This window comes from Massilia atriviolacea (assembly GCF_003953935.1).
GTDB classification, from domain to species: Bacteria; Pseudomonadota; Gammaproteobacteria; order Burkholderiales; family Burkholderiaceae_D; genus Telluria_A; species Telluria_A atriviolacea.
Map to the genome: position 1 here is coordinate 76,814 of NZ_RXLQ01000017.1, position 22,169 is coordinate 98,982.

The window sequence follows — 22,169 nt, forward strand, 5'->3', positions numbered from 1 at the left end:
TTACCTCTCGCTCGCTTGGATGTAGACCGTGCCCTGGCCGGTGAATTTGACTTGGTACGATTCGCCCGAGGCCTGGCCGACGAAGGTCTTCCAGTTCAGGTCGGTGACGATGGCGGAACTGAGCTGGCCCGTATGGCCGATGTAGGCTTGCGGATCGACGCATACCGGCACGTCCGGCGTGACCGGCAAGCCGATGGCGTTGCCGTCCGACAGGATCGCCACCTCGCCATTGCCGCGAAAGGTGCTGGTGAACAAGCCCTGGCCCGACACGGCCCCGCGCACGATGCCCTGGACACCGCCCTGGTTGCCGAGGAACATGGTCCCGGCGGTCAGGCGGGCGTCGAACGCCAGCACGTTTTCGCTTTCGACATATAAAGTGTCGCCGCGCACCGGGATGATGGTGACGAACAGGCCGTCGTAAGCGTAGTAGACCGATCCGCGCCCCTTGGCCATCATCAGCGAATAACCCTCGTTGGTGGCGGCGCGCATCGCGATGCTCTCCACGCCCTGCCCCGCCAGGAAGGAACGGCTGAAGGCCACCTCGCCCTGGTAGGAAATCATCGCGCCCTTCTTGGCGAAGACTTCTTCGTTATTGAGTTTGACCTCAATCATTTTTTCATTGATCTGCTGGTACGCCGGCATGGCATTCTCCCACTAAATTCGATTGTTCAAGAGCGCTGCGCGCCACCTGTCAGCGTTCCGCGGGCTGGATGAACACCACGCCCTGGCCGCTGAACTTGTGCTGGTAGGATTCGCCGGAGGCTTCGCCTACCATGGTGCGCCAGTTGACGTCGAACACGAATTCCTGGGTGATATTGCCCTTGTAGCCCACAAAGGCGTCGGGATCGACGCGCAGCGGGTTGGCGGGCGTGACTTCGAGCATGATCAGGTTGCCGCGCGAGATGACGGCGATGTTGCCCTGGCCCTCGACCGTCGTGCTGAACAGACCCTGGCCCGACACCGCGCCGCGCAGGCCGGCGAAACTGGTGCCGGTCTTGAGCGAGGAATCGTAGGCCAGCAGGCTGCTGCTTTCGATGATCATCTTTTCTCCGGACAGCGGGATGACGGTGATCTCGGCCGCGTCCTGGGCAAAAAAGACCGTGCCGTTGCCCGAGGCTTGCATCAGCTGCATGCCCTCGTTGGTCACCTTGCGCTTGAGCGCGCCGAAGATGCCCTCGCCGCCGAGAATGGATTTTTCGAACTTGATGGTGCCGGTGTAGGCGACCATGGAACCGGCGATGGCAAGCACCTTCTCGTTTTGAAGGCTCACTTCCAGCAGGCGGTCGGAATTATTACGGAAACGGGTCACGGCTTACTCCTGACAAAGGCGGTCGCGGCGCGGCCGCCGGCAACCAGAACGTCTTATTCTGGTTGTGTCAGGCTGGTGTGTCAAGACAGCAATTTGTCAAGCCTGGCGCGACCGCGCCGCGCCGGCTCAGTAGTAGCGCGAGCGCGAGCGGTGCAGGATGCCGGAATCGCTGCTTTCGCGCGCATCCTTGATGCGGAAATCGGACGCCGGGCTGGTGCCGGAGCGCTCATCGTCGTTCTTGTGGCGCTGGTCGCGCTCGCGCTCGATTTCGCGTTCGATGCGCGAGGCTGGCTGGGAGTCGGGTTTGATGGTTTTCATGTCAGGCGCTCCGGCGCGACGGCGGTGGCGATACGGTCAGGACGGCAAACGGGCGATACGCGGTATTCATGATTTCTTTCGGTGAGAAAAGTTACTGCATGAATCCAGTATGCGCACCCGCGCGCCCTGCGTATGTTCGACTCTTAACACAAGTCATCAAAACTTTGCACCCCGCGACCTGAGAGCCTATTCTTGTCAGTAGGGATGACCGCTCAGGCCGAGAGGAAGTTGCCAGAGCGCGCCGGCGCCCGTCAGGTACAGGGTCTTGCCGTCGGCGCCGCCGAACGCGGCATTGGTGATGTTGGCGTCGACCCTGATCAGCGCGATTTCCTTGCCCGCCGGCGAAAACACGCGCACGCGCTGCGCCGTATGTTCCGTCACATAGATATTGCCCAGGCAATCGACGGTCATGCCGTCCGGCGCCTCCAGGCCGGCGACGAGGTCGCGCCCCTTGCCCGGCACGCCGCCCTCGATCGGGTAGGCGCGCAGCACGCCGCCGCCGCCGCCGCCGTTCACATACAGCGTCTCCCCCGCCGGCGACAGGGCAATCCCGTTCGGATTGGCAAGCCCGTCCTCCACCACCGTCACCGTGCCGCCGGGCGTGACCCGGTACACGCGGGTGGCGTCCTGCCCACCCGGGGCGGCGGCGCGCTGGAAGGTCGGATCGGTGAAGTAGATCGTGCCGTCGGCGGCGATGGCGACGTCGTTGGGCGAATTGAAGACTTTGCCCTCATGGCGACCGGCGATCAGGATGCGCTTGGCGCCGGCCAGGTCGACGCGCGAGACGCCCTTGGCCTTGTGGTTGGCGGCCACGATATTGCCGCGCGCATCGACCGCGAGGCCGTTGCTGCCGCTGTCGGCCAGCGCCGTCGTGAGCGTGCCATCCGGCCCCAGGCGCTGGATGCGCGAGGGAAAACCGGGGCCGAACGTAAAATCGGAAAAGTACAGCGCGTCGCCGATCCAGACCGGGCCTTCGTACAGGCCCGGCTCGCTGCCGGACGGCGCCGTGCCGGGCACGCGCGTGGCCGTCAGTTCGCCGCTGGGGGCAGCGCCGCTGCACACGGCCGTCGAGGCCTGCGCCATCGGCGCGCACAGCAGCGCGGCAGCCAGCAGGCGGGGCGCCAGCGCGCTGGCGCTGGATCGGAAGAATCGGGCGGGCGTGGTCGGTGTCATCGTTCGGCTCCTTGGCAATGTTAGCGCTATCTGGACGGAAATTGTAGCAGTCCTCCGCGCGCGCATGCCGGTCTTGGCCGACTCGCCTATACTCCACGCATCGCCCTGTCGCAGCGTGCGCAGCGGCATTTGACCAGTGAGGAAATATGGAACGTTCATCCCCGGCCGGCGCCGGCTTGTCGCAGGAGCACCTGGCCGAACTGAAGCAGGCCAGGCAGTTGCTCGAGCATCCCGGCTACGTGGCGCGCATCACCGACGTGATCGGCATGCCGCTGGAAGCGGCAGTCAAGGCCCTGCCCGCTTCCTGGAGCGGCAAGATCGCCACCGTCACCAAGGCCTCGCTCACCAAATGCCTGAACGTGGCCAACGCCACCCTGCGCCCCACCGGCACCAGCTCCTTCCCCAAGCTGCACAGCGCGGCGGTGGCGCTGAGCGGCGCGGCCGGCGGCGCCTTCGGCATCGCCGGACTGGCGGTCGAATTGCCGGTCTCCACCGTCGTCATGCTGCGCTCGATTGCCGACATCGGCCGCGCCCAGGGCGAAGACCTGGCCTCGGGCGACGCGCAACTGGCGTGCCTGATGGTGTTTTCGCTGGGCGGCAAGACGGCCGCCGACGATGCCTCGGAATCGGGCTATTACGCGGCGCGCTTTGCGCTGGCGCAGGCCATGTCGGAAGCGTCGGCTTACCTGGCCAAGCATGCCATGGCCAGCGAAGGAGCGCCGGCGCTGGTGCGCCTGATCGCCCAGATCGCCGCCCGCTTCAACGTGCACGTCTCGCAAAAGGCGGCGGCGATGATGGTGCCGGTGATCGGCGCGGCCGGCGGCGCGCTGGTCAACACCTTGTTCATCAACCATTTCCAGGACATGGCGCGCGGCCACTTCACGGTGCGCCGGCTGGAGCGTGTATACGGGCAGGAGGCGGTCGCCGCCGCCTATCTGCAACTGCGGGACTGATCGCAGGCGCACCGCCAAGGTGCGCGCACTGTTGACTGGCGCACAGACCGGCGCTGGGTGCGACAGGCAAAGTAGCTCCACGACAGCCATTCATCAACCTGCCGCAGGAACCACCATGCCTTACAACCGCACCGCCATGCCGAGTCGCATTTCCACCCACACCGAACCGGGCACGCCCGGCTGGGGCAGCGTTGCCCTGCTGGCCGCCGCGGCCGGCCTGGCCGCGTCGGCGCTGTACGTGCACGCCAAAAAGCGCGAGGCCGAACAAGCCAATCCCGCGCCGGGCCGGGTGGTCGAGATCGACGGCGTGCGCCTGCACTATGTGGAGCGCGGCACGGGTTCGCCCCTGGTGCTGCTGCACGGGAATGGCCTGCATTCGGATGACTTTGCGCTCAGCGGCCTGCTCGACGCCGCGGCCGAATCGCATCGCGTGATCGTGTTCGACCGGCCGGGATTCGGCCACAGCGAGCGTCCCGCCGGCACCAGCTGGACCCCGGAAGCGCAGGCGCGCCTGATCTACAAGGCCTTGCGCGCGCTGGGCGTGGAGCGGCCGGTGATCGTGGGCCACTCCTGGGGCACCTTGGTGACCCTGGCGCTGGCGCTCGATTATCCGCGCTACGTGCGCGCCATCACCCTGGTATCGGGCTACTACTATCCGACCATGCGGCTCGATGCGCCCCTGGCCGCCGCGCCCGCCATGCCGGTGCTCGGGCAACTGCTGAGAAATACCGTGGCGCCGCTGCTGGGACGGCTGATGTGGCCGGCGCTGGCGCGGCGCATGTTCGGCCCCGCGCCGGTTCCCGAGCGCTTCAATCGGTTTCCCGAATGGATGTCGCTGCGGCCCGCGCAGCTGGGCGCCAGTGCGGCCGAGAGCGGCATGCTGATGTCGGCGGCGGCGCGCCTGTCGCAGCGCTACGGCGAACTGCGCCTGCCGATTGCGGTGCTGGCCGGCTGTGGCGACCGGGTGGTCAGTCCCGAGGCGCATGCGCTGCGCTTTCACAAGGATGTTCCGCACAGCGACCTGCAGCTGGAACAGGGCTGCGGGCACATGCTGCATTACGCCAATCCCGACGCCATCATGGCGGCGGTCGCCCGGCTCGAAGTCGGGGCACGCGCCGGTTACGCGCATATTCCCGCCTGGGCCCAGCACGATACAGGCGCGACGCTGCACTAGGCAGCGGCGCACCGCACCGTTTTTTCACTGCCACGAGGAGATTTACCATGACCGAATCGACATCGAGCGGCACGCAAAACAAGCAGTCTGGCAGCCCGGAAACCGAAGCCGACGTCAATTCGGCGGCCGGCAAGAAGGAGGACAAGAGCAGCCACGACGCCACAAGCCGCATCAAGGCAGGCAAGGACGAAGGCGCGGGCGGTGGGGCGAAGCAGAAGCAGAATCACTGACGACAGCGGGTCGTTCCGGCGCAGGCGTGCCTGCACCGGGACGAGCTTGGTGTGCTACCTCAGCCGCGCTTTTGCGGCGTCGTGTTCTTGGCCAGGGTCTTGCGCAGCAAGGCCGCCAGTTCGATCGGCACGAACTTGGCAATGTAGGCGTCCGCCCCCACCCCGTTCACGTGATTTTCGTTGGCCGCGCCCGACAGCGACGAGTGAATGATCACGGGTATGGTCGAGAAGCGGCTGTCCTGCTTGATATTGCGGGTCAGGGTAAAGCCATCCATTTCCGGCATTTCCAGGTCGCTCAGCACCAGGGCCACCTTGTCGCGCGCGGTCTTGCCCTCTTTTTTGGCCGCGATATCGATCGCTTCCAGCTTGTCCCACGCTTGCTTGCCGGAATTAGTCATCACATACTTGGCGCCCATGGCCTGCAAGGCGTTTTCGATCAGCGCGCGCGCGATCACCGAGTCGTCCGCCGCCAGGATCACCTGCCCTTCCGGCAGATTGATCGGCGCGCCCATGGTGTCGACATCGACGTCCGGCTCTTCGCTGCTGTGCAGCTGTCGCAAGATCGATTCCACGTCGAGCACCTGCGCCAGGCGCGTGTTCGGCACGTCGCCGTCGACCTTGGCGATACTGGTCACCAGCGCGCCGCTGGCGGTTTTGTCGCCCGGCAGCACCGAGGTCCACTCCAGGCGCACGATCTCTTCCACCGCTTCCACGGCGAAGGCTTGCGTGGTGCGGGCGAATTCGGTGATCAACAGCAGCTTGAGGCCGGCCGCCGGAATGCATCCCACCACCGCAGGGAGATTGATGACCGGAATGATCTGCTCGCGCAAATTAACCACACCCAACATATGCGGGTGAGAATCGGCAATCGGCGTGACGTGCGGCATCGCGACGATTTCGCGGATCTTGAACACGTTGATCGCATACAGCTCGGAGTGGTTGCCCTCGGCATCGCCACCCAAACGGAACAGGAGCAATTCCAGCTTGTTGAGACTGGTGAGATTGCTTCTTTCGTCGATATCCTGTTGAACGTTATTCATCTTTTCCTTTTCCCTGCGCCCGGCTGGACGGCGGCCGGCGGCAACTGTATGAGCGCGCCATGCTGCGCGGCGCGAACCTGGTTCTGATGCATCGGCGGGCTTGGGCCGACAGGCGGAGCTGGTCGATCCCGGGGGATGGGGGATCAGGGTGAGAAATCAAGCGTGCAAGGCGGGCAAACCCGCGTTCCAGTCGAATCGATTATACGTGTAAATATTCCTCCCGCATCATCGGCTTTCATCCGAAGCGCCCCGGTTTGTTGCGCCGTTCGTACGTTTAGTGCTGCAAAGCACTAATTTTCGTTCGGTGCTACAATTTGCCCATGAGCCTTGACCCGCTCGTCTCCGGCCCCTGCGGCCTGCCGCACGCTTTCCCGATGCCCATTTCCTGCATCTCTCCCTGTTAACAGTGATAACGAGCGCGTGCGACGCAATGGCGTTCAAGATCGTGGCCCAGCGCGCAGGCCGAAAAAGGCATGAAGATGATGACCCATAATGAAACCGAGCGCCTGCTGGCCCTGCGCAAGCTCGACCTGCTCGACACCGCCCCCAGCGAAGCCTTCGACCGCATCACGCGCATGGCGGCGCGGGTGTTCGGCTTGCCGATCGCGGCCGTGTCGCTGACCGACAGCGACCGCCAGTGGTTCAAGTCGCGCGTGGGCGTGTCCCACACCTCGATTCCCCGGCTCAAGGCGCCCTGCGCCGGCGTCACCGATTGCGGCGACATGCTGGTCATTAACGACCTGCAGGAAGACGCCTTTTTCCGCGACAGCCCCCTGGCCAGGAGCGGTATCCGTTTCTACGCCGGCGCGCCGCTGATCACCAGCGACGGCTACAGCCTCGGCGCCATGTGCGTGCTGGGCCCGGAGCCGCGCGCCATCAGCGGCACCGAACGCGACGCGCTGATCGACCTGGCGGCCATGGTCATGTCCCAGATCGAGCTGCAGCACACCCTGGGCCGGGTCGACCCGCTCAGCGGCATGCCGAACCGCAAACAATTCATCGAAGATTTTGCCGACCTGCAGATGGACCGCCCGCAGGGCGAGCAGCGCGTGGCCGTGCTGGTCAACATGGCCAACCAGGAACAGCTGAACAATGCGGCGCGCGTGATGGGCGCCTCTTACTTCGACGACCTGATGAACGAGGCGATCCGCTCCTACCGCGCCGTCATGGGCGAGGAACACAAGGTGTACCAGCTGGCGGCGACCCAGTTCATCACCATCGCCCCGCCCGCCACCGACGAGGCCCGCTACAGCGCGCGCCTCGCGCACTGGCTCGACAGCCGCAGCGCCTGGGGCACGTCGCGCTTCGTGACCACGCCGGCGATCGGCATCGCGCCCTTCGTGCTGGGCCGCACCGATTGCCTCGACGTGCTGCGCATCGCCCAGAACGCCATGCAGGATGCGCACCGGACCGGCCTGCCGATCGGCAGCTATTCGTCCGAGCAAGACGCGGCCTACCGCCGCCGCTTCACCCTGCTCAACGCCTTCGACGCCGCGCTGCACGATACCCGCCAGCTGCGCCTGGTGTACCAGCCGCGCATCGACCTCGGCACGGGCGCCTGCATCGGCGCCGAAGCCCTGCTGCGCTGGCGCCATCCGGAGCTGGGCGACGTGCCGCCGGGCGAATTCATGCCGGTGGTGGAACAGACGTCGATGGTGCGCGCCGCCACCAGCTGGGTGATCCGCGAAGCCGTGCGCCAGCTGGCCGTCTGGCACGCCGCCGGCCTGCAACTGCAGATGTCGGTCAATGTGTCGTCCGCCAACCTGCTCGAAGCCGATTTCGTCAGCACCGTCACGGCGCTGCTGAACCAGCATCGCGTGGCCCCGGGCTGGCTGGAACTGGAAGTGACGGAAAGCGCGATCATGGAAAACCAGGGCACCGCGCTGGCCACCCTGGCCGCGCTCGACCAGGCCGGCGTGCGCCTGGCGATCGACGATTTCGGCACCGGCTACAGCAGCCTCGCCTACCTGCAAAGCATGCCGGCGCACGTGGTGAAGATCGACCAGAGTTTCGTGCGCAACATGGCTGGCGGCGAACGCAACCGCACGCTGGTGAACACCATGATCTCGCTCTCGCACGAGCTGGGATTCCGCGTGGTGGCCGAAGGCATCGAAACCGACGACGTGCGCCAGCTGCTGCACGAGCAGGGCTGCGACGAAGGCCAGGGCTATCTGTTCGCCCGCCCGCTCGCGCCCGAGGAACTGTTCGCCTGGTGCGCGCGCGCGCAGGCCGGCCAGCCGGCCGCGCGCACGCCGTGGGCGCCTATTTGCCCGCCGCTGCCGTTCCCGGCGCCGGAACCGGTACCGGAACCGGAACCGGAACCGCATACTGCAACCTGAGCACCCGGCCGCTGCGGTCCTCGACCAGGTAGATGGCGCCGTCCGGCCCCTGCTTGACATCGACCGGCGCGCCGGCCGGCTGCTTCGGCTTGGCGGTCCAGCCGCCGATCAGTTCGATCGACCTGCCCAGCGGCGCACCCTGCGCATCCGGCAGGAAGGCCACCAGCCGGTGCCCGTGTGCACGATACCCGTGGTAGCCGACGATCAGGCTGTTCTTGTATTGCGCGGGAAACATGGCGCCCGTGTAAAACGTCATGCCGAGCGGGGCTGAATGGGCCGGCAGCAGGCGCACCGGCGCGCGATAGGCGGCGCACTTGGCGTTCGGATACTCGGGACTGGCCACATTGTTGTCGTAGCAGTAAGGCCAGCCGTAGTTGGCCTTCGCTTCGATCAGGTTCAACTCGTCATGCGGCAGGTCGTTATCGTTTTTTAAACCCTTCATGGCCGCCTGGATCGCGTCGCGCGAGTTTTCGCCCTGCCACAAGGCATGCGTGACCGGGTGGACCGCCAGCGCCATCGAATTGCGCAAGCCCGTCGCATGCACTTCCCAGCGCTTGACGCTGCCGGCCGGCCATTGCATCGTGTACTTGCGCAGCACGCCCAGCGCATTCGGCCCGCTCGCCTCGGCGCACGGCTTGTTCGCATCCGGCGCCTTGCCCTCCCTGTCTTCGCAATGGTCGCTGCCCGAGCCGACGTTCACGAACAGATCGCCCTTGGCGTCGAAGCGCATCGCGGTCAGCGGGTGGCGCCCGATGCCGGGCAGCGCCGGCGTGCCGGAATTGCCGCCGATGACATCCTTGACCGTGCCGTCCGGATCGCGCGGATCGAAGCGGAAAATGCGCTTGATCGCCCCCACGTACACCATGCCGTCGGGACCGAGCACGATGCCGTTGGGACGGTCGATTTTCTTCATCAGCACGGTTTTCCGGTAGCCTGCCGCGCCCGGCGCGAGCCGCCACACGCTGCCCTGGTTCGGCTGCCAGCCGCCCAGGTCCACCACCAGCACGCTGCCGTCGGGCATCGGCTGCACGCCGCGCGCGAACTTGAATCCCTGGCCGATGATGGCTGCGCAAAAGCCCGGCGGCGTGCTCACGTCCAGGCGCGGCGCGCCGCCGCAGGTGTCGGCCGCGAAAACACTGCCTGCGGACAGGCAAAGGGCGGCGGCGAGTGTGGCGTGAAGGTGCGAACAGGCGTCGAAAAGCGTCATGCGGCATCCAGTCAAAAAGAGGTGCCGGAATTATAGAGGATGGAAGGCACGCGCCTTGTCCAGCGAAAACGGCTGAACAAGTACTCTATTACCGTTTGTGCAATTTTGATGTGCGTCAATTTTTTTGCGCCCGCGCCATGCGATTCTGCAGGCATCCGGACGCATGCCGCGTCGCAAGCACATGCATGATGCAAATGTCGTCCGGAACTTGCCTGTCCGGATAGCACCGGACACCGATGCACTTTTTTGGACGACACCATGAACAACAATGTACAAGCCCACCTGCTCGGCGGTGGCATCGGCTCGCTCTCGGCGGCCGCCTTCATGATCCGCGACGGCAAGGTGCCCGGCGCCAATATCCGCATCTACGAAGCGGCGCCCCTGCTCGGCGGCAGCCTGGACGGCGCGGGAACGCCCGAGCATGGCTACTCGCTGCGCGGCGGCCGCATGCTCACCTTCGACAATTACGAGTGCACCTGGGACCTGTTCAAGTCGATCCCCTCGCTCGCCGATGCCAACAAGACCGTATTCGACGAAACCGTCGCCTTCAACGAACTGTACAAATCCCACTCGCAGGCGCGCCTGGTCGACAAGCGCCGCGCAAAAGTGCCTGTCGCGTCGATGGGCTTTTCGATGCACGACCGCGCCCAGCTGCTGAAACTGAGCCTGGCCGACGAAACCGAGCTCGGTGCGGACACCATCAGCGACTGGCTCGACCCTTCCTTCTTCGAGACCGAATTCTGGTACATGTGGGCCACCACCTTCGCCTTCCAGCCATGGCACAGCGCGGTCGAATTCAAGCGCTACCTGCACCGCTTCATGCTGGAGTTTTCGCGCATCGAAACCCTGGCCGGCGTGCGCCGCACGGTCTACAACCAGTACGATTCGCTGGTCCGTCCCTTGCAGGAATGGCTGCAAGGCCAGGGCGTGCAGTTCATCCTCGACTGCAAGGTGACCGACATCGCTCACACCATTAGCGACGGCAAGTTCGTCGTGACCGGCTTCGACTGCCTGCGCGCGGGCAACAGCGAACATGTGGATGTGGCCGCGAGCGACCTGGTGTTCTTCCAGAACGGCTCGATGACCGACGCGTCCAGCCTGGGCAGCATGAGCAGGGCCCCCGAAAAACGCGACAAGACCGACAGCGGCGGCTGGACCTTGTGGGAAAAGCTGGCCGCCGCGCAGCCGGGCTTCGGCAATCCGGCCGCGTTCAACAGCAGCATCGCGGAATCGTACTGGGCCTCGTTCACGGTGACCTTGCAGGATGCGGCCTTCTTCGACAAGATGCAGGCGTTCAGCGGCAACGAAGCCGGCACCGGCGGCCTGGTCACGTTCAAGGATTCGAACTGGTTCATGTCGGTCGTGCTGGCGCACCAGCCGCATTTCGCCAACCAGCCGCCCGGGGTCAAGGTATTCTGGGGCTATGCGCTCTCGCCCGACCGGATCGGCAACTTTGTCGCCAAGCCGATGTCGGACTGCACCGGCGAAGAGATTTTGCGCGAGCTGTGCGGCCATCTGCGCTTCGACCTGGACGTGATGGAAACGGCCAATTGCATCCCTTGCCGCATGCCCTACATCACCAGCATGTTCATGCCGCGCCTGCACAGCGACCGTCCGCTGCCGGTGCCGAAGGAATCGAAGAACCTGGCCTTCGTCAGCCAGTTCGTCGAGATCCCCGACGATGTGGTGTTCACGGTGGAGTATTCGGTGCGCGCCGCCCAGATGGCGGTGTACGAACTGCTCGGCATCGAACGCGAAGTGCCCCCGATCAAGCAGCACGATCACGCACTGAGCACGCAGTTCGAGGCGCTGATCAAGGCCTTGAAGTAGGCGTCGCGCCGGGAGCGCGCCGCACCGAGTCGATGCGAATCATCAGCCGATGATAATAGCCGCGCACGATCATCGACTCGCCTTCGCGCAAGGGTGGCTGCACGTGGTCGACGCAGAGCGCGGTCCGCATCGACTCGAAGCGCAGTACGGCCGACGCCGTGGTCGTGCAAGCGGCGCATTTGGGGCCGCTGCATTGCCGCACCGCTTCAACCCGGAACGCACGCTCCGAGATGGCCGGTTCGACCAGCATCGCGCACAGCCAGAGCGCGCTCATCATCCAGCCGAAACATACCAGGCCGATCAGGCAATGCAACACCAGCCGCTCGCCCCAAGGAAAACGCGATCCGCTGCGCAGGCTGGCGTGCATTCCCCTGTCGATATCGCGCTGCGCGATGCCTGCCATCGACGGCGCCAGCAGCAGGTTGCCGGCCAGCGCCGCACCCAGGCCTGCCGCCAGCGACACCGGTGTGAAAAACCAGCGCCAGAAGCCGGACACGTACAGCAGACCCGGTGCGAGCGCGAGGATCAGGATGAGTCCATGGCGGGTGGCGTTCGGCGTAGCGTAGGTGCGTGTCGGCACGTGCATGGGTGACTGACTTAAAAAGAAAGCAACATTCTACCCTGCGCCGCCCAGTTGGTTTTCCATTTCCACACAGTCCAGCGCAATACCGGATGAATGCGCATACACGGCGCTGCGCAGCACGGCGAATCCCGCCGCCCGGTAAAAAGCGACCGCATTGAGCGACGCCGATACATACAGGCGCAAAAATCCGCGTTCGCGCGCCATCCGCTCCAGCGCGGCCAGCATGGTCTTGCCGACGCCCCGGCCGCCGGCCTGCGGATCGACGAACACCGCGTCGACTTCGCCGCTCGCCAGGTCGAGGATCGCGTAGCCCAGCATCGCGCCCCGCTCTTCCGCAATGACGGCGCCGCCGCCTTGCACCAGCCCCGCATACGATCGCGGCACCGGCGCCGCCGACCACGGCCCGATCACCTCGGGCGCATAATGTCCGGGACAGCCGTGGGCAATGGCGCGCGTGCGCAGCGCCCACATGGCATCGATATCGGCAAGCGCGGCCGTGCGCAGTGTCTGCATGGCGGCCACCTCAGTCGACGATGAACAGGCTGGCGCCGCCGCGCGTGCGGGAGCGGTGCGCTTCGGCGTCATCGCCAACCTGGTAACTGACGCCCGCCGTCAGACGGAATGTGCGGCCGTCGGCCAGCTCGCTTTCGAGCTCGCCCTCCAGGCATAACAGGATGTGTCCCTTGCTGCACCAGTGATCGGCCAGGTAGCCGGGGCTGTACTCGACCATGCGCACGCGGATGGCCCCGAACTGGCGCGTCTGCCACCAGGCGGTGCCGGTTTCGCCGCGATGTTCGGTGCGTTCCACGCCGGACCAGTCGGTCACGCCGAAGGGAATATCGGAAATGTTCATGCGCATGCCTTGTAAGTGCCGTGATGAAAAACGGACGCGCTTGTCTCGCGTCCGTCACGGCATAACATAACATGGCTGGGGGAATTGCGCCCGGGCGCGCCGGTGTCGGCGGGCCCCGGGAGTGACAGGTGGCAGCGCGGGCGGTGCAGTGCTGTCCGCGATGCCAGGGTAAGCGTTAAGCGTCGTTCCAGGCGGTGGCGTGCATCTGCTCGAAGCCGATCTTGCCGGCGCGGTAGCAGGTGCCGGCGCAGGCTTCCAGGCCGGCGCGGTCGACAATCACGACGGTGCCGCGACGGTACTGGATCAGGCCATCGGCTTGCAGCTTGCGCGCGGTCATGGTGACCGTTTCGCGGCGCACACCGAGCATGGTGGCCATGGTGTCCTGCGTGACCTTGATTTCGTCCGACAGCGAACGGTCCAGGCGGTCCAGCAACCAGCGGCACAGCTTCTGTTCGATCGTGCAGTGACGGCCGCCGACGACGTTTTGCGCCAGCTGGGCGAACATGGCGAAGGTGTAGCGCATCAGCAGCTGGGCCATGGCGCCGCCGGAGGCGACCAGATCGCGCAGCACGCTGCTTTTCAGGCGGTACGCGTAACCGGCGGTCTGCACCACGGCGCTGCAGGTGGCGCGCTCGGCTTCGTACATCGCCACGCCCAGCACGCCTTCGCGGCCGACCACGCCGATTTCGGTGGTGGCGCCGTCTTCCATGACGTACATCAGCGAGACGATGGCGTTGGTCGGGAAGTAGGCATAGTCGAACTTGCTGCCGAAGTCATACAGATGCTTGCCGGCTGCCATCGGCACCAGTTCCAGGTGCGGGAACAGGGCTTCCAGGTCGGTGCGGGACAAGGCACGCAGCAATTCGTTCTGCTGGGCGCCGGCAACGCTGATCATCGGCTTGACCACGGCCGGCTTGACGGCGGCGGCGCCCAGGGCGATGGTGCGGATTGCGTTGGTGGCGTTGCTGTTCGAATCGATATTTTGCGTGCGGTACATGGTATGCCTCTGTGTTGTTAGGTTCAACTCATCAATGGCTCTACTGTAAAGCTCGCTACCAAAAGCAACCATCGGACCAGTGGATGACACGCTGTAGGCATCAACAATGACGCTTTGTCATCTAAATCCTACGCTGCGTCAGACAGGGACGCGCCCCGGGCCGGTCTCCAGCACCCGGCGGTAGGCCATCATGCGCGCCCCGATTGCCACCAGGTCCAGCTTGCTCTTGCGCAGGCGCGGGAACATCTTTTCCTCTTCTTCGCGCGCGTGGCGGGCGACCTGGTCCCACAGTACCTTGACGGTGGCATCGAATAGTTCGTTCTCGGGCTCCATGCCGCGGATGCGTTCGATCAGTTCGGCGGCGCTGGTGTGCTCGACGGTGGCCTGGGCAATCAGGTCGCCATCCTTGAGCGCGCTGCGCACCGCCGGGTAGAACAGTTCGAGCTCGAGCTGGGCGTGGACCGTCAGGGCGTCGCAGATGTCGGTGGCAATGCGCTTCTTGCTGTCGGTCGAGCGCGCGCTCAGGCCGCGAAACTGTTCGAACAGCGCGGTGACTTCCTCGTGTTCGATGATTAAGATATCGATGGCGTCGTCGTGCATGAAATCCATGGGCGTGCTCCGAGTTGCGCTAAACAATTACAAAAGAATACCAAAAGTAAGAGTGTGAGCCGAGCGGAATCCGACAAAAGTGTGGCGTGAAATACAATATCGGTGATTTTTGTCCAGCCTGCCTGCTATTCAGGCGGCCAGCACGGCGATCGCCTGTTGCAGGCGCTGTTCCAAGGTGCCCTGGACCAGGGTGTACGGCAGGCCGCGCCGCGCCAGTTCGGCCACATACCAGGCGTGCTGGCGCTGGCGCAAGCCGTCGTCGCGGCGCGTGCCATCCTGGACAAAGGCAAAGTCGGGGGCGCACAGCAAGGTGAGGTCGTACGGCTGCGCGGCCAGCGCGACCAGCGCCGGATCGGCCCGGCCGAACAGTTCCGTGCTGTAGAACACGGTGGTCAGCGCGCTGGTGTCGCACACCAGCCAGCGCTTGGCGCCCGGCAGCAGCGCCGCTTCGCGGGCCTGCTGGGCGTGGCCGATGGCCAGCATGTCGTCGAAGGCCAGCGCGCCATGCTTTTCGTTCCACAGTTCGCGCCCGTATTCCGGCGCCCAGGCGCTCTCCAGTTGCACGGCCAGCGCCTCGGCCAGGGTGGTCTTGCCGCTCGATTCGCCGCCCAGCACGCACACCTTGCGCACGAAGCTGGCGTACACCAGCGGATGCAGGAAGGCGCGCAGCGCCGTGCCCGACACCGGCACCTGGGCCCGGGCGCGGTCCACGCACACATGCCGCACCGGCGGCGCGGGGCCGCGCCGCGCGTCGAAAAAGGCGCTCAGCGCCAGCGCGAAGCCGTCGCCATAGTCTTCGCTGGTAAAGACAGCGTCGACCGTCACGCCCAGCACATCCATGCACAGGGCCGCGCAAAAGTCGCGCTGCACCGCAGCGGGCGCGTCGTTGTCGGGAAACGGAGGCGTTCTCGACAGGCGGCGGGCGTGGTCGAGCACCAGCAGGCGCACCTGCGGGTACAAGGCGCGCAGCCAGGCCTCGCGCAGCGCCGCGCCGCAGCCGGGGAATTCGGGCCAGGTGTAGCTGATGACGACCACCTCGTCGCAGGCGGCCAGCGCGCTGTCGATCACCAGCATGTGGCCGCGGTGCAGCGGACAGAATTTGCCGACCACGAGGCCGCGCCGCCAGCGCCTGGCGGGCGCGTTCACGCGGCCTCGCGCGCCAGGCGGCGCCACCACAGCCACGACACGATCGCGTTGACCCAGTAACAGGCATACAGGAAGGCCGTCAGGTACAGGCCACGGCTGGCGTACAGCGGCACGGCCACGCTGTTTACCAGAATCCAGAAGGCCCAGTTCTCGACCTTGCGCCGCATCAGCAGCAACTGCGCCACGATGCTGAACACCAGCACCGCCGAATCGATGAACGGCGCGTAGGCGTTGGTGAAGTAGTGCAGCAGCGCGCCGTAGGCGGCGCTGGCGGCCACGCCGGCCGGGACGATCCAGGCCAGCGTGGCGAGCCTGGCGTGCGTGATCGGCAGTGCGCTGCCATGATCGCCGCGCCGCCATTGGATCCAGCCGATCGCGCCCGAGACGATGAAGAAGCCCTGCAGCGCCACGTCGGCATACAGCTTCGACTGGTAAAACAGCACCGCGAACAGGGCGCAGCCGATGATGCCGGTCCACCAGGTGTGCACGCTGTTGCGCCCCGCCAGCAGGATGCAGGCGCTCGCTCCCACGTTGGCCGCGATTTCAAGGGGACCGATCACGCCACGCGCTCGCGGTTCGCATCATGAAAGCGGTCGAACAGGCGGCAGGCCATGTCGTCGATGTCGGCGCGCATGCTGATCCGCTCGAGCCAGCGTGCCGGAATGCCGTCCACGCCGTACCAGGCACCGGCGATCTGGCCGGCAATGGCGGCCGTGGTATCGGCGTCGTCGCCCAGGTTGGCGGCGCGCAGGACCGCCGCCTCGAAACTGTCGGTATGGAAGAAGCACCACAGGGCCGCTTCCAGCGCATCGACGGCGTAGCCGGTACCCTGGATATCGCGGTCGGCCTTGCCGAGAAAGGCGCCGCCGGCGATCGCCGCCAGTTTCGGCTCGCCCGGCACGAAGCCGGCGTTGGCCAGCAGCGCGCTCTTGGGCAGGCCGTCGAGCGCCGCGCCCAGGATGGCGGCGAACAGCTGGCAGGCCTGCACCGCTTCCGGCGCGCCGTGCGTGGTGCGCGAGCTGTCGGCGGCATGGCGCAGCATGGCGGCGCGGTCCGGGTAGGCGAACAGCACCGCCGGCGCGAGGCGCATCAGCGAGCCGTTGCCGGCGCTGCGCGGGTTGGTCGATCCGCTGTACGGCTCCCCCGTCACGGCGTAGCGCGACAAGGCATCCTGCACCGTCATGCCGATGTCGAAACAGCTGCCGGTGGAACTGAGGTAACCCCACTGCCACCAGTTGCGGTAGCGGTTGATCTGGTCTTGCGGATCGAAGGCGCCCTTGGTCAGCAAGCTCTCGGCCAGGCACAGCGCCATCGAGGTGTCGTCGGTCCACTGTCCCGCCTTGAGCCTGAACGGGCCGCCGCCGGTCATGTCGGTCACCTGGGCGAACGAGCCGCGCGGCGAAAACTCCACGGTGGTGCCGACGGCGTCGCCGCAGGCCAGTCCCAGCAGGCTGCCGCGATAACGGTCACGTGTGCCGCTCATGACGTTTGCCCGCTCAAGGACAGGAAGGAATCGAGGATGTGGAAATGGTCCTCGAAGAACTGGTCTTCCATGCCGGCCAGTTCGGCGATGGGGATCCAGGCCGCGTGCGAGGCGTCGTCGGACGCTTCCACCGGCGGCAGGTTCTCGGTCTGCAGGTCGAAGAAGTGGGCATGCGTGATGGTGCGGCCGCGCTGGCTGCGGTCGGGATGGTCGAACACCTTGACGTCGACCAGCATGCCTTCGAGCGTGGTGCCGAGCAGCGCCAGCTTGGTTTCTTCGGCCAGTTCGCGAATCGCCGCGTGCAGCAGGCGCTCGCGCTGGTCCACGAAGCCGCCGGGCACGGCCCACTGTCCTTTTCCGGGAAAGCCGCCGCGCCGGATCAGCAGCACATTGCCGCCGCTGACCACCACCGCGTCGGCGGTGGTAAAGATGGGTGGATACGGCGCGCTTTTCCACGCCGTCCTGTAGGCCACGATGCGGCGGTGCTCTTCCACCAGTGCCGGATAGTGCGGCAGCAGCGCCCAGGCTTTCAGGTACTGGCGCACGGCGAGCGGCACCATGTCGTCCAGCACGCTGAGCGACACCTCCAGGTCTTCGGCTTCGAAGAACACGCGCCGCACGCAGGTGGCGTCGATCGCGCGTTCCGATTCGACGACGATGTTTTCCCATTTGGGGAAGTGATTCAGGTAGTAGCTCGACGCATCCTTGAAGTGGCCCACCAGCGCCACGTGCGCCGCGTCCGGCGCGCTCTGCGCGACCGCCTTGCGCACGGCCGCCGCCCACAGGGTGTCGTCGTAATAGTCGCGCACGGCGACGAAACTGACGCGCGCGCGCTCTTCCGCGCTCAGGGTGGCGCCGATCATGGCGGCGCGTTCTTCCCAGGTGAAGGGGTTCTTCGCGTTGCGTGCCTGGAAGGAGGACCCGAGCACCAGCACCACTGTCGGTGCGCTCACCAGCGCGCGCTGGAGCAGGACCACGTGACCGCGATGGAAAGGCTGGAAGCGGCCGATCAGGACCGCGACGTCGGTGGCATGTTGGTTGGCTTGTGTTTTCATGGGCTACCATAGTGAGCGGCAATCGGCAATTGACGGCCGCTGCCAAAGGCGCGCGAACGCACCCGGATGATCGGAGGCGCCTGGCGCCGCTTGTATTCGTTACGCGCCACCATGCCGTGGATGCGCTTGACCAGCGCCGCGCCGCCGGCGTCGGCCGCCAGGCCGGCGACGAAGCGTTCGGCCAGCGCCGCTTCGGCCGGCGGCAGGCGGCGCCCTTCGATGTGCCACTTGAGGATCTCGTCGAGCACCGCGTATTCGGGCAGGCTGTCGGTGTCGCGCTGGCCCGGCGCCAGTTCGGCCGATGGCGGCTTGCTCAGCACCGCGTCGGGAATCAGCGCGCGCCCGGCGCGTTCGTTCATGTGGCGCGACAGGGCAAACACCTCGGTCTTGTACAGGTCGCCGATCAGGCCGAGGCCGCCGTTGGTGTCGCCGTACAAGGTGCAGTAGCCGACCGAGATTTCGCTCTTGTTGCCGGTGGTGAGCAGCAGGGCGCCGGAGGCGTTCGAATACGCCATCAGGATCGTGCCGCGCACGCGCGCCTGCAGGTTTTCGAGCGGGAGGCCCTGCAAGGACCGGTCGAAGGCGGTGTCGAAGCCGGCGCCGTACTGCCTGACCAGGTCCAGGATCGGGTGCGTGTACAGGGTGATGCCCAGGTTGCTGCACAGCGCGACCGAATCGCTGATCGAGCCTTCGCTCGAAAACGCCGACGGCATGGTCACCGCGATGACGTTCTCCGGCCCCAGCGCGTCGACCGCCAGCGCCAGCGTCAGGGCCGAATCGATGCCGCCCGAGCAGCCGACCACCACTTTGCCGAAGCCGCAGCGGCGCGCATAGTCCTGCAGACCGAGCACGATCTGGCGCCGCGCGAATTCGGCCACCGGCAAGCCCGCGCCGTCCGGTGCGTCCAGCGCCGCCCCATCGGCCGCGCTGAAGCGCCCCTGCGCGAAGCCGATCACCCGGAAGTCTTCGCCGAAGCGCCGCGCTTCGAACGCCAGGCCCTGCGAGGGCGACACCGCGAACGAGGCGCCGTCGTATACCAGCTGGTCCTGCCCGCCGACCTGGTTCACGTACAGGATCGGCAGCGCGTTGTGCTGCGAGGCGGCGCGAAACAGCGTGTGGCGCAGTTCGCGCTTGCCGATGTCGGACGGACTGGCGTTGATGCTGACCACCAGGTCGGGCCGCGCCTCGCGCAGGGCGGTGAAGGGATTGACCTTGTAGTCGCGCCCTTCGTGGTTCCAGCCATCCTCGCAGATCAGGAATCCGATGCGGTGCGCGCCGACCTGCAGCACGCAGGCGCCTTCCGGACCCGGCTCGAAGTGGCGGCGGTCGTCGAACACGCCGTAGGTCGGCAGCAGCTGCTTGTAGTATTCGGCGACGATCGCGCCGTCGCGGATCGCCAGCAGGGCATTGAACAGCGGTTTGCCGGGACCGTCGTTGGCGCGCACGGCGCCGACCACCGAGACCAGTCCGGGCAGGCCGCGCGAGGCCTCCAGCACGCGTTCCAGGCCTGCCGCCATGCGGCCGAGGAAGGCCGGCTCCTCCAGCAGGTCGCCCGGATAGTAGCCGCACAGGGCCAGTTCGGCGAACACGGCCAGGCCGGCGCCCTGCCGCGCGGCGTCTTGCATGGCCGCGATGATGGCGCCGCTGTTGCCGTCGATATCCCCGACGGTCGGGTTCAATTGGGCGATGGCGATTTTCAGCATCGGATGCTCTCGGTTCTCAGGCAGAAGGGTGATTGAAGACCTGGCGCAGGTAGGCCAGGAAGGTCTCGTCCTTGCACAGCGTCTTGCCCTGGGAGTCGGACAGCTTGGCCACCGGCTGGCCGTTGCAGCTCATCAGCTTCATCACGATATTGAGCGGCGTGATGCCGACATCGTTCGACAGGTTGGTGCCGATGCCGAAGCCGGTCATGGTGCGGTCGGCAAAATGGCGGTACAGCGAAAAGGCGGTCGGCAGATCGAGGCCGTCCGAAAACACCAGGCGCCGCGTATGCGCATCGAGGCGCAGTCTGGCGTAGTGCGCGAGCGCCTTTTCGCCCCACACCACCGGATCGCCCGAATCGTGGCGCAGGCCGTCGAACAGCTTGGCGAAATACAGGTCGAAGTCGCCCAAAAACGCATCCATGCCCACCACGTCGGTCAGCGCGGTACCGAGGTCGCCGCGATACTCCTGCACCCAGTCTTCCAGCGCCGCCTTCTGGAAGTCGCGCAGGCGCACGCCGAACGACTGGAAGCTTTGCAGGTATTCGTGGGCCATGGTCCCGATCGGCACCAGCTTGTACTTCATGGCGAAGTACACATTCGAGGTGCCCTTGAAGTAGGTGGGCACTTCGCGCGCCAGGGTGGCGACGACTTCCTCGTGCCAGGCGCCGGAAAAGCGGCGCCGCACGCCGAAGTCGAAGAATTCGAACGGGTGGCGCCTGGCCGGCTCGCTGGCCAGCTCGCGCAGCAGGGCGATCTTCGCCTGCAGGCGCTTGCGGCCTTCGGCCAGCGCGGCGTCCTGGTCGAAGCGGCGGAAATACAGCTCGTTGACGATGTACAGGACGTAGATTTCGAAGCCCATCACGTGCACCTGCGGCCCGCTGGCGCGGATCTGCAGTTCCTCGCCGTCGGTTTCCACGCTCAAAAAGTGGCGCTGGAAGCGGAACACGGTCAGGAAATCGGCAAAGTCGCTCTTGATGAAGCGCAGGCCGCGCAGGTAGGCGATTTCTTCGGGCTTGAACGAGAGCGCGCACAGATGATCGAGCTCGCGCTCGACGTCGGCCTTCAGTTCGGCCAGCGGATAGGCCGGCACATTGCGGCAGGTGAAGGCGTATTCGGCCTGGGCGGCCGGGTGACGGTGCAACAGTGCCTGCCACATCGTGAATTTATACAGGTCGGTTTCGAGCAGGCTATGAACAATCGGTGTCATATGGTTCGCGTCGGCGCGCGTCAAAAGAGGAATAAAGGTTAGCGGCGCGCGTTGGCAAGCAGCTCCGGCACGATATCGGCCGCCTGCGCAATCTGCAGGCCGCGCGCGCGCATGTCGCGCACAAAATCGTCGTACTGGGCGCCGAAACCGCTCACGGGGCTCATGCAGTCGGTCAGCAGCACCAGCTGCGACAACTGCCGCGGATCCCAGTTGGCGACGATATGCTCGGTGGTGGCGCGCACGCAGTGGCTGCCCGCTTCACCGCTGATATACACCTGGTCGGCGCCGCGCAGCAGCGCCAGGAAGGCCTGGTTGACCTGGGTGCTGTCGTCGCCGGCGTCCGGCACCTCGGCCTGCACCGCCGAATAGTGCTCGGTCCACGGATTGCTGCCCTTGCTGATTTTATTGACCATCCCCAGGGCGCTGTCTTCCCACGCGTTGTAGGCGGCGCGCAGGTCGGCGTGCACGTTGTGGCCCCAGGAGCCGATCTCGCAATGCACCGGCCAGGCCATCAGGGTGTAGCGGCCGGCCGCCTCCAGCGCATCGAGGTAGGCCAGCACGCGCGGCAGCGCACTGGCCTTGCGCGGCAGGTATGTACCCTGGCGCACGTCAAGCGACGTGATCTGGGTGAACGGCGCGATCGGGCCCTGCCCCGCATCCATCCAGAACGCGCTGTGCGCCACGTCGAAGCGGTGGTGCGAATCGAGCGTGATGCTGATCGCCGACAGCCCATCCTGGCCGCGCCGGACCAGCTCGGCCAGGCGCAGCATGTCGGCGTGGGCCCCGGGGACCGGCAGCGCCGGCGCCTGGGCGGCGTTGTCGCCCACCGGCGGCGGCAGATAGGCGGCCGGCAGATCGCAGAAATCGTTTTGCGGATCGATCACGAGCAGGTGCAGATTGCGTTTCATTTGCGTGTCCTTGTGAGTACAGTACGACAAGCATAAGCTACTTAATTTACTT

General features: G+C 65.9%; 23 protein-coding genes. 5 read left to right on the top strand and 18 right to left on the bottom strand.

Features of this window, described 5'->3' with window-relative positions:
* The 4 genes from EJB06_RS25335 to EJB06_RS25350 form a co-directional block, all read right to left on the bottom strand.
* Nucleotides 1–612: an AIM24 family protein gene (locus EJB06_RS25335; protein ID WP_229427281.1), complete on the bottom strand. Its 612-nt coding sequence runs from the start codon at nt 610–612 to the stop codon at nt 1–3.
* Between the two features lie 79 nt (nt 613–691).
* Nucleotides 692–1,309, bottom strand: coding sequence for an AIM24 family protein (locus tag EJB06_RS25340; protein ID WP_126076809.1), 618 nt, complete (start codon nt 1,307–1,309; stop codon nt 692–694).
* Between the two features lie 126 nt (nt 1,310–1,435).
* Nucleotides 1,436–1,627, bottom strand: a complete 192-nt coding sequence (locus EJB06_RS25345) for a hypothetical protein (RefSeq protein WP_126076810.1) — start codon at nt 1,625–1,627, stop codon at nt 1,436–1,438.
* 195 nt (nt 1,628–1,822) lie between these two features.
* Nucleotides 1,823–2,800, bottom strand: coding sequence for an SMP-30/gluconolactonase/LRE family protein (locus EJB06_RS25350; protein ID WP_126076811.1), 978 nt, complete (start codon nt 2,798–2,800; stop codon nt 1,823–1,825).
* Between the two features lie 146 nt (nt 2,801–2,946).
* On the opposite strand from EJB06_RS25350, the gene EJB06_RS25355 reads away from it, so the two are divergent.
* The 3 genes from EJB06_RS25355 (at nt 2,947) to EJB06_RS25365 (ending at nt 5,157) form a co-directional block, all read left to right on the top strand.
* Nucleotides 2,947–3,753 carry an EcsC family protein gene (locus tag EJB06_RS25355; RefSeq protein WP_126076812.1) on the top strand — a complete coding sequence of 269 codons (807 nt, stop codon included), beginning with the start codon at nt 2,947–2,949 and terminating at the stop codon, nt 3,751–3,753.
* A 115-nt stretch (nt 3,754–3,868) separates the two neighbouring features.
* Entirely contained in the window at nt 3,869–4,927 is a 1,059-nt protein-coding gene (locus EJB06_RS25360) for an alpha/beta fold hydrolase (RefSeq protein ID WP_229427282.1), read from the top strand.
* A 47-nt stretch (nt 4,928–4,974) separates the two neighbouring features.
* Nucleotides 4,975–5,157 carry a hypothetical protein gene (locus tag EJB06_RS25365; protein ID WP_126076813.1) on the top strand — a complete coding sequence of 61 codons (183 nt, stop codon included), beginning with the start codon at nt 4,975–4,977 and terminating at the stop codon, nt 5,155–5,157.
* 59 nt (nt 5,158–5,216) lie between these two features.
* Here EJB06_RS25365 and EJB06_RS25370 read toward each other — a convergent pair whose 3' ends face one another.
* The gene (locus EJB06_RS25370) at nt 5,217–6,197 is read right to left on the bottom strand and encodes a chemotaxis protein (RefSeq protein ID WP_126076814.1); all 981 of its coding nucleotides are present in this window, start codon (nt 6,195–6,197) and stop codon (nt 5,217–5,219) included.
* Between the two features lie 479 nt (nt 6,198–6,676).
* Here EJB06_RS25370 and EJB06_RS25375 point away from each other — a divergent pair, with 479 nt between their 5' ends.
* A complete protein-coding gene (locus tag EJB06_RS25375; protein WP_229427283.1) occupies nt 6,677–8,536 on the top strand; it encodes a sensor domain-containing phosphodiesterase in 1,860 nt (619 codons plus the stop codon).
* Here EJB06_RS25375 and EJB06_RS25380 read toward each other — a convergent pair.
* Nucleotides 8,460–9,743 carry a PQQ-dependent sugar dehydrogenase gene (locus EJB06_RS25380; RefSeq protein ID WP_126076815.1) on the bottom strand — a complete coding sequence of 428 codons (1,284 nt, stop codon included), beginning with the start codon at nt 9,741–9,743 and terminating at the stop codon, nt 8,460–8,462. The genes EJB06_RS25375 and EJB06_RS25380 overlap by 77 nt on opposite strands.
* Nucleotides 9,744–10,001: 258 nt before the next feature.
* On the opposite strand from EJB06_RS25380, the gene EJB06_RS25385 reads away from it, so the two are divergent.
* A complete protein-coding gene (locus EJB06_RS25385) occupies nt 10,002–11,573 on the top strand; it encodes an oleate hydratase (protein WP_126076816.1) in 1,572 nt (523 codons plus the stop codon).
* Here EJB06_RS25385 and EJB06_RS25390 read toward each other — a convergent pair.
* The 12 genes from EJB06_RS25390 to EJB06_RS25445 form a co-directional block, all read right to left on the bottom strand.
* A complete protein-coding gene (locus EJB06_RS25390; RefSeq protein ID WP_126076817.1) occupies nt 11,557–12,159 on the bottom strand; it encodes a hypothetical protein in 603 nt (200 codons plus the stop codon). The genes EJB06_RS25385 and EJB06_RS25390 overlap by 17 nt on opposite strands.
* Nucleotides 12,160–12,189: 30 nt before the next feature.
* Nucleotides 12,190–12,669, bottom strand: a complete 480-nt coding sequence (locus tag EJB06_RS25395; RefSeq protein WP_126076818.1) for a GNAT family N-acetyltransferase — start codon at nt 12,667–12,669, stop codon at nt 12,190–12,192.
* Between the two features lie 10 nt (nt 12,670–12,679).
* Entirely contained in the window at nt 12,680–13,009 is a 330-nt protein-coding gene (locus tag EJB06_RS25400; RefSeq protein WP_126076819.1) for a DHCW motif cupin fold protein, read from the bottom strand.
* A gap of 175 nt (nt 13,010–13,184) precedes the next feature.
* A complete protein-coding gene (locus EJB06_RS25405; protein WP_370660153.1) occupies nt 13,185–14,006 on the bottom strand; it encodes a Crp/Fnr family transcriptional regulator in 822 nt (273 codons plus the stop codon).
* A 138-nt stretch (nt 14,007–14,144) separates the two neighbouring features.
* The gene (locus EJB06_RS25410; protein ID WP_126076820.1) at nt 14,145–14,615 is read right to left on the bottom strand and encodes a hemerythrin domain-containing protein; all 471 of its coding nucleotides are present in this window, start codon (nt 14,613–14,615) and stop codon (nt 14,145–14,147) included.
* 129 nt (nt 14,616–14,744) lie between these two features.
* Complete coding sequence (locus EJB06_RS25415) at nt 14,745–15,761, bottom strand: AAA family ATPase (protein ID WP_229427284.1); 1,017 nt, start codon at nt 15,759–15,761, stop codon at nt 14,745–14,747.
* On the bottom strand, nt 15,758–16,321 hold the full coding sequence (pnuC, locus tag EJB06_RS25420) for a nicotinamide riboside transporter PnuC (protein ID WP_126076821.1): 564 nt from the start codon (nt 16,319–16,321) through the stop codon (nt 15,758–15,760). The genes EJB06_RS25415 and pnuC overlap by 4 nt, the downstream gene beginning before the upstream one ends.
* A complete protein-coding gene (locus EJB06_RS25425; RefSeq protein ID WP_126076822.1) occupies nt 16,318–17,244 on the bottom strand; it encodes an ADP-ribosylglycohydrolase family protein in 927 nt (308 codons plus the stop codon). Before EJB06_RS25425 ends, pnuC begins: the two co-directional genes overlap by 4 nt.
* Nucleotides 17,241–18,299, bottom strand: a complete 1,059-nt coding sequence (locus EJB06_RS25430; RefSeq protein WP_126076823.1) for a bifunctional nicotinamide-nucleotide adenylyltransferase/Nudix hydroxylase — start codon at nt 18,297–18,299, stop codon at nt 17,241–17,243. The genes EJB06_RS25425 and EJB06_RS25430 overlap by 4 nt, the downstream gene beginning before the upstream one ends.
* Complete coding sequence (locus EJB06_RS25435; RefSeq protein WP_126076824.1) at nt 18,296–20,002, bottom strand: NAD+ synthase; 1,707 nt, start codon at nt 20,000–20,002, stop codon at nt 18,296–18,298. Before EJB06_RS25435 ends, EJB06_RS25430 begins: the two co-directional genes overlap by 4 nt.
* 16 nt (nt 20,003–20,018) lie before the next feature.
* A complete protein-coding gene (pncB, locus tag EJB06_RS25440) occupies nt 20,019–21,209 on the bottom strand; it encodes a nicotinate phosphoribosyltransferase (RefSeq protein ID WP_126076825.1) in 1,191 nt (396 codons plus the stop codon).
* A 38-nt stretch (nt 21,210–21,247) separates the two neighbouring features.
* The gene (locus EJB06_RS25445; RefSeq protein WP_126076826.1) at nt 21,248–22,117 is read right to left on the bottom strand and encodes a cysteine hydrolase family protein; all 870 of its coding nucleotides are present in this window, start codon (nt 22,115–22,117) and stop codon (nt 21,248–21,250) included.
* Between the last annotated feature and the right edge of the window lie 52 nt (nt 22,118–22,169).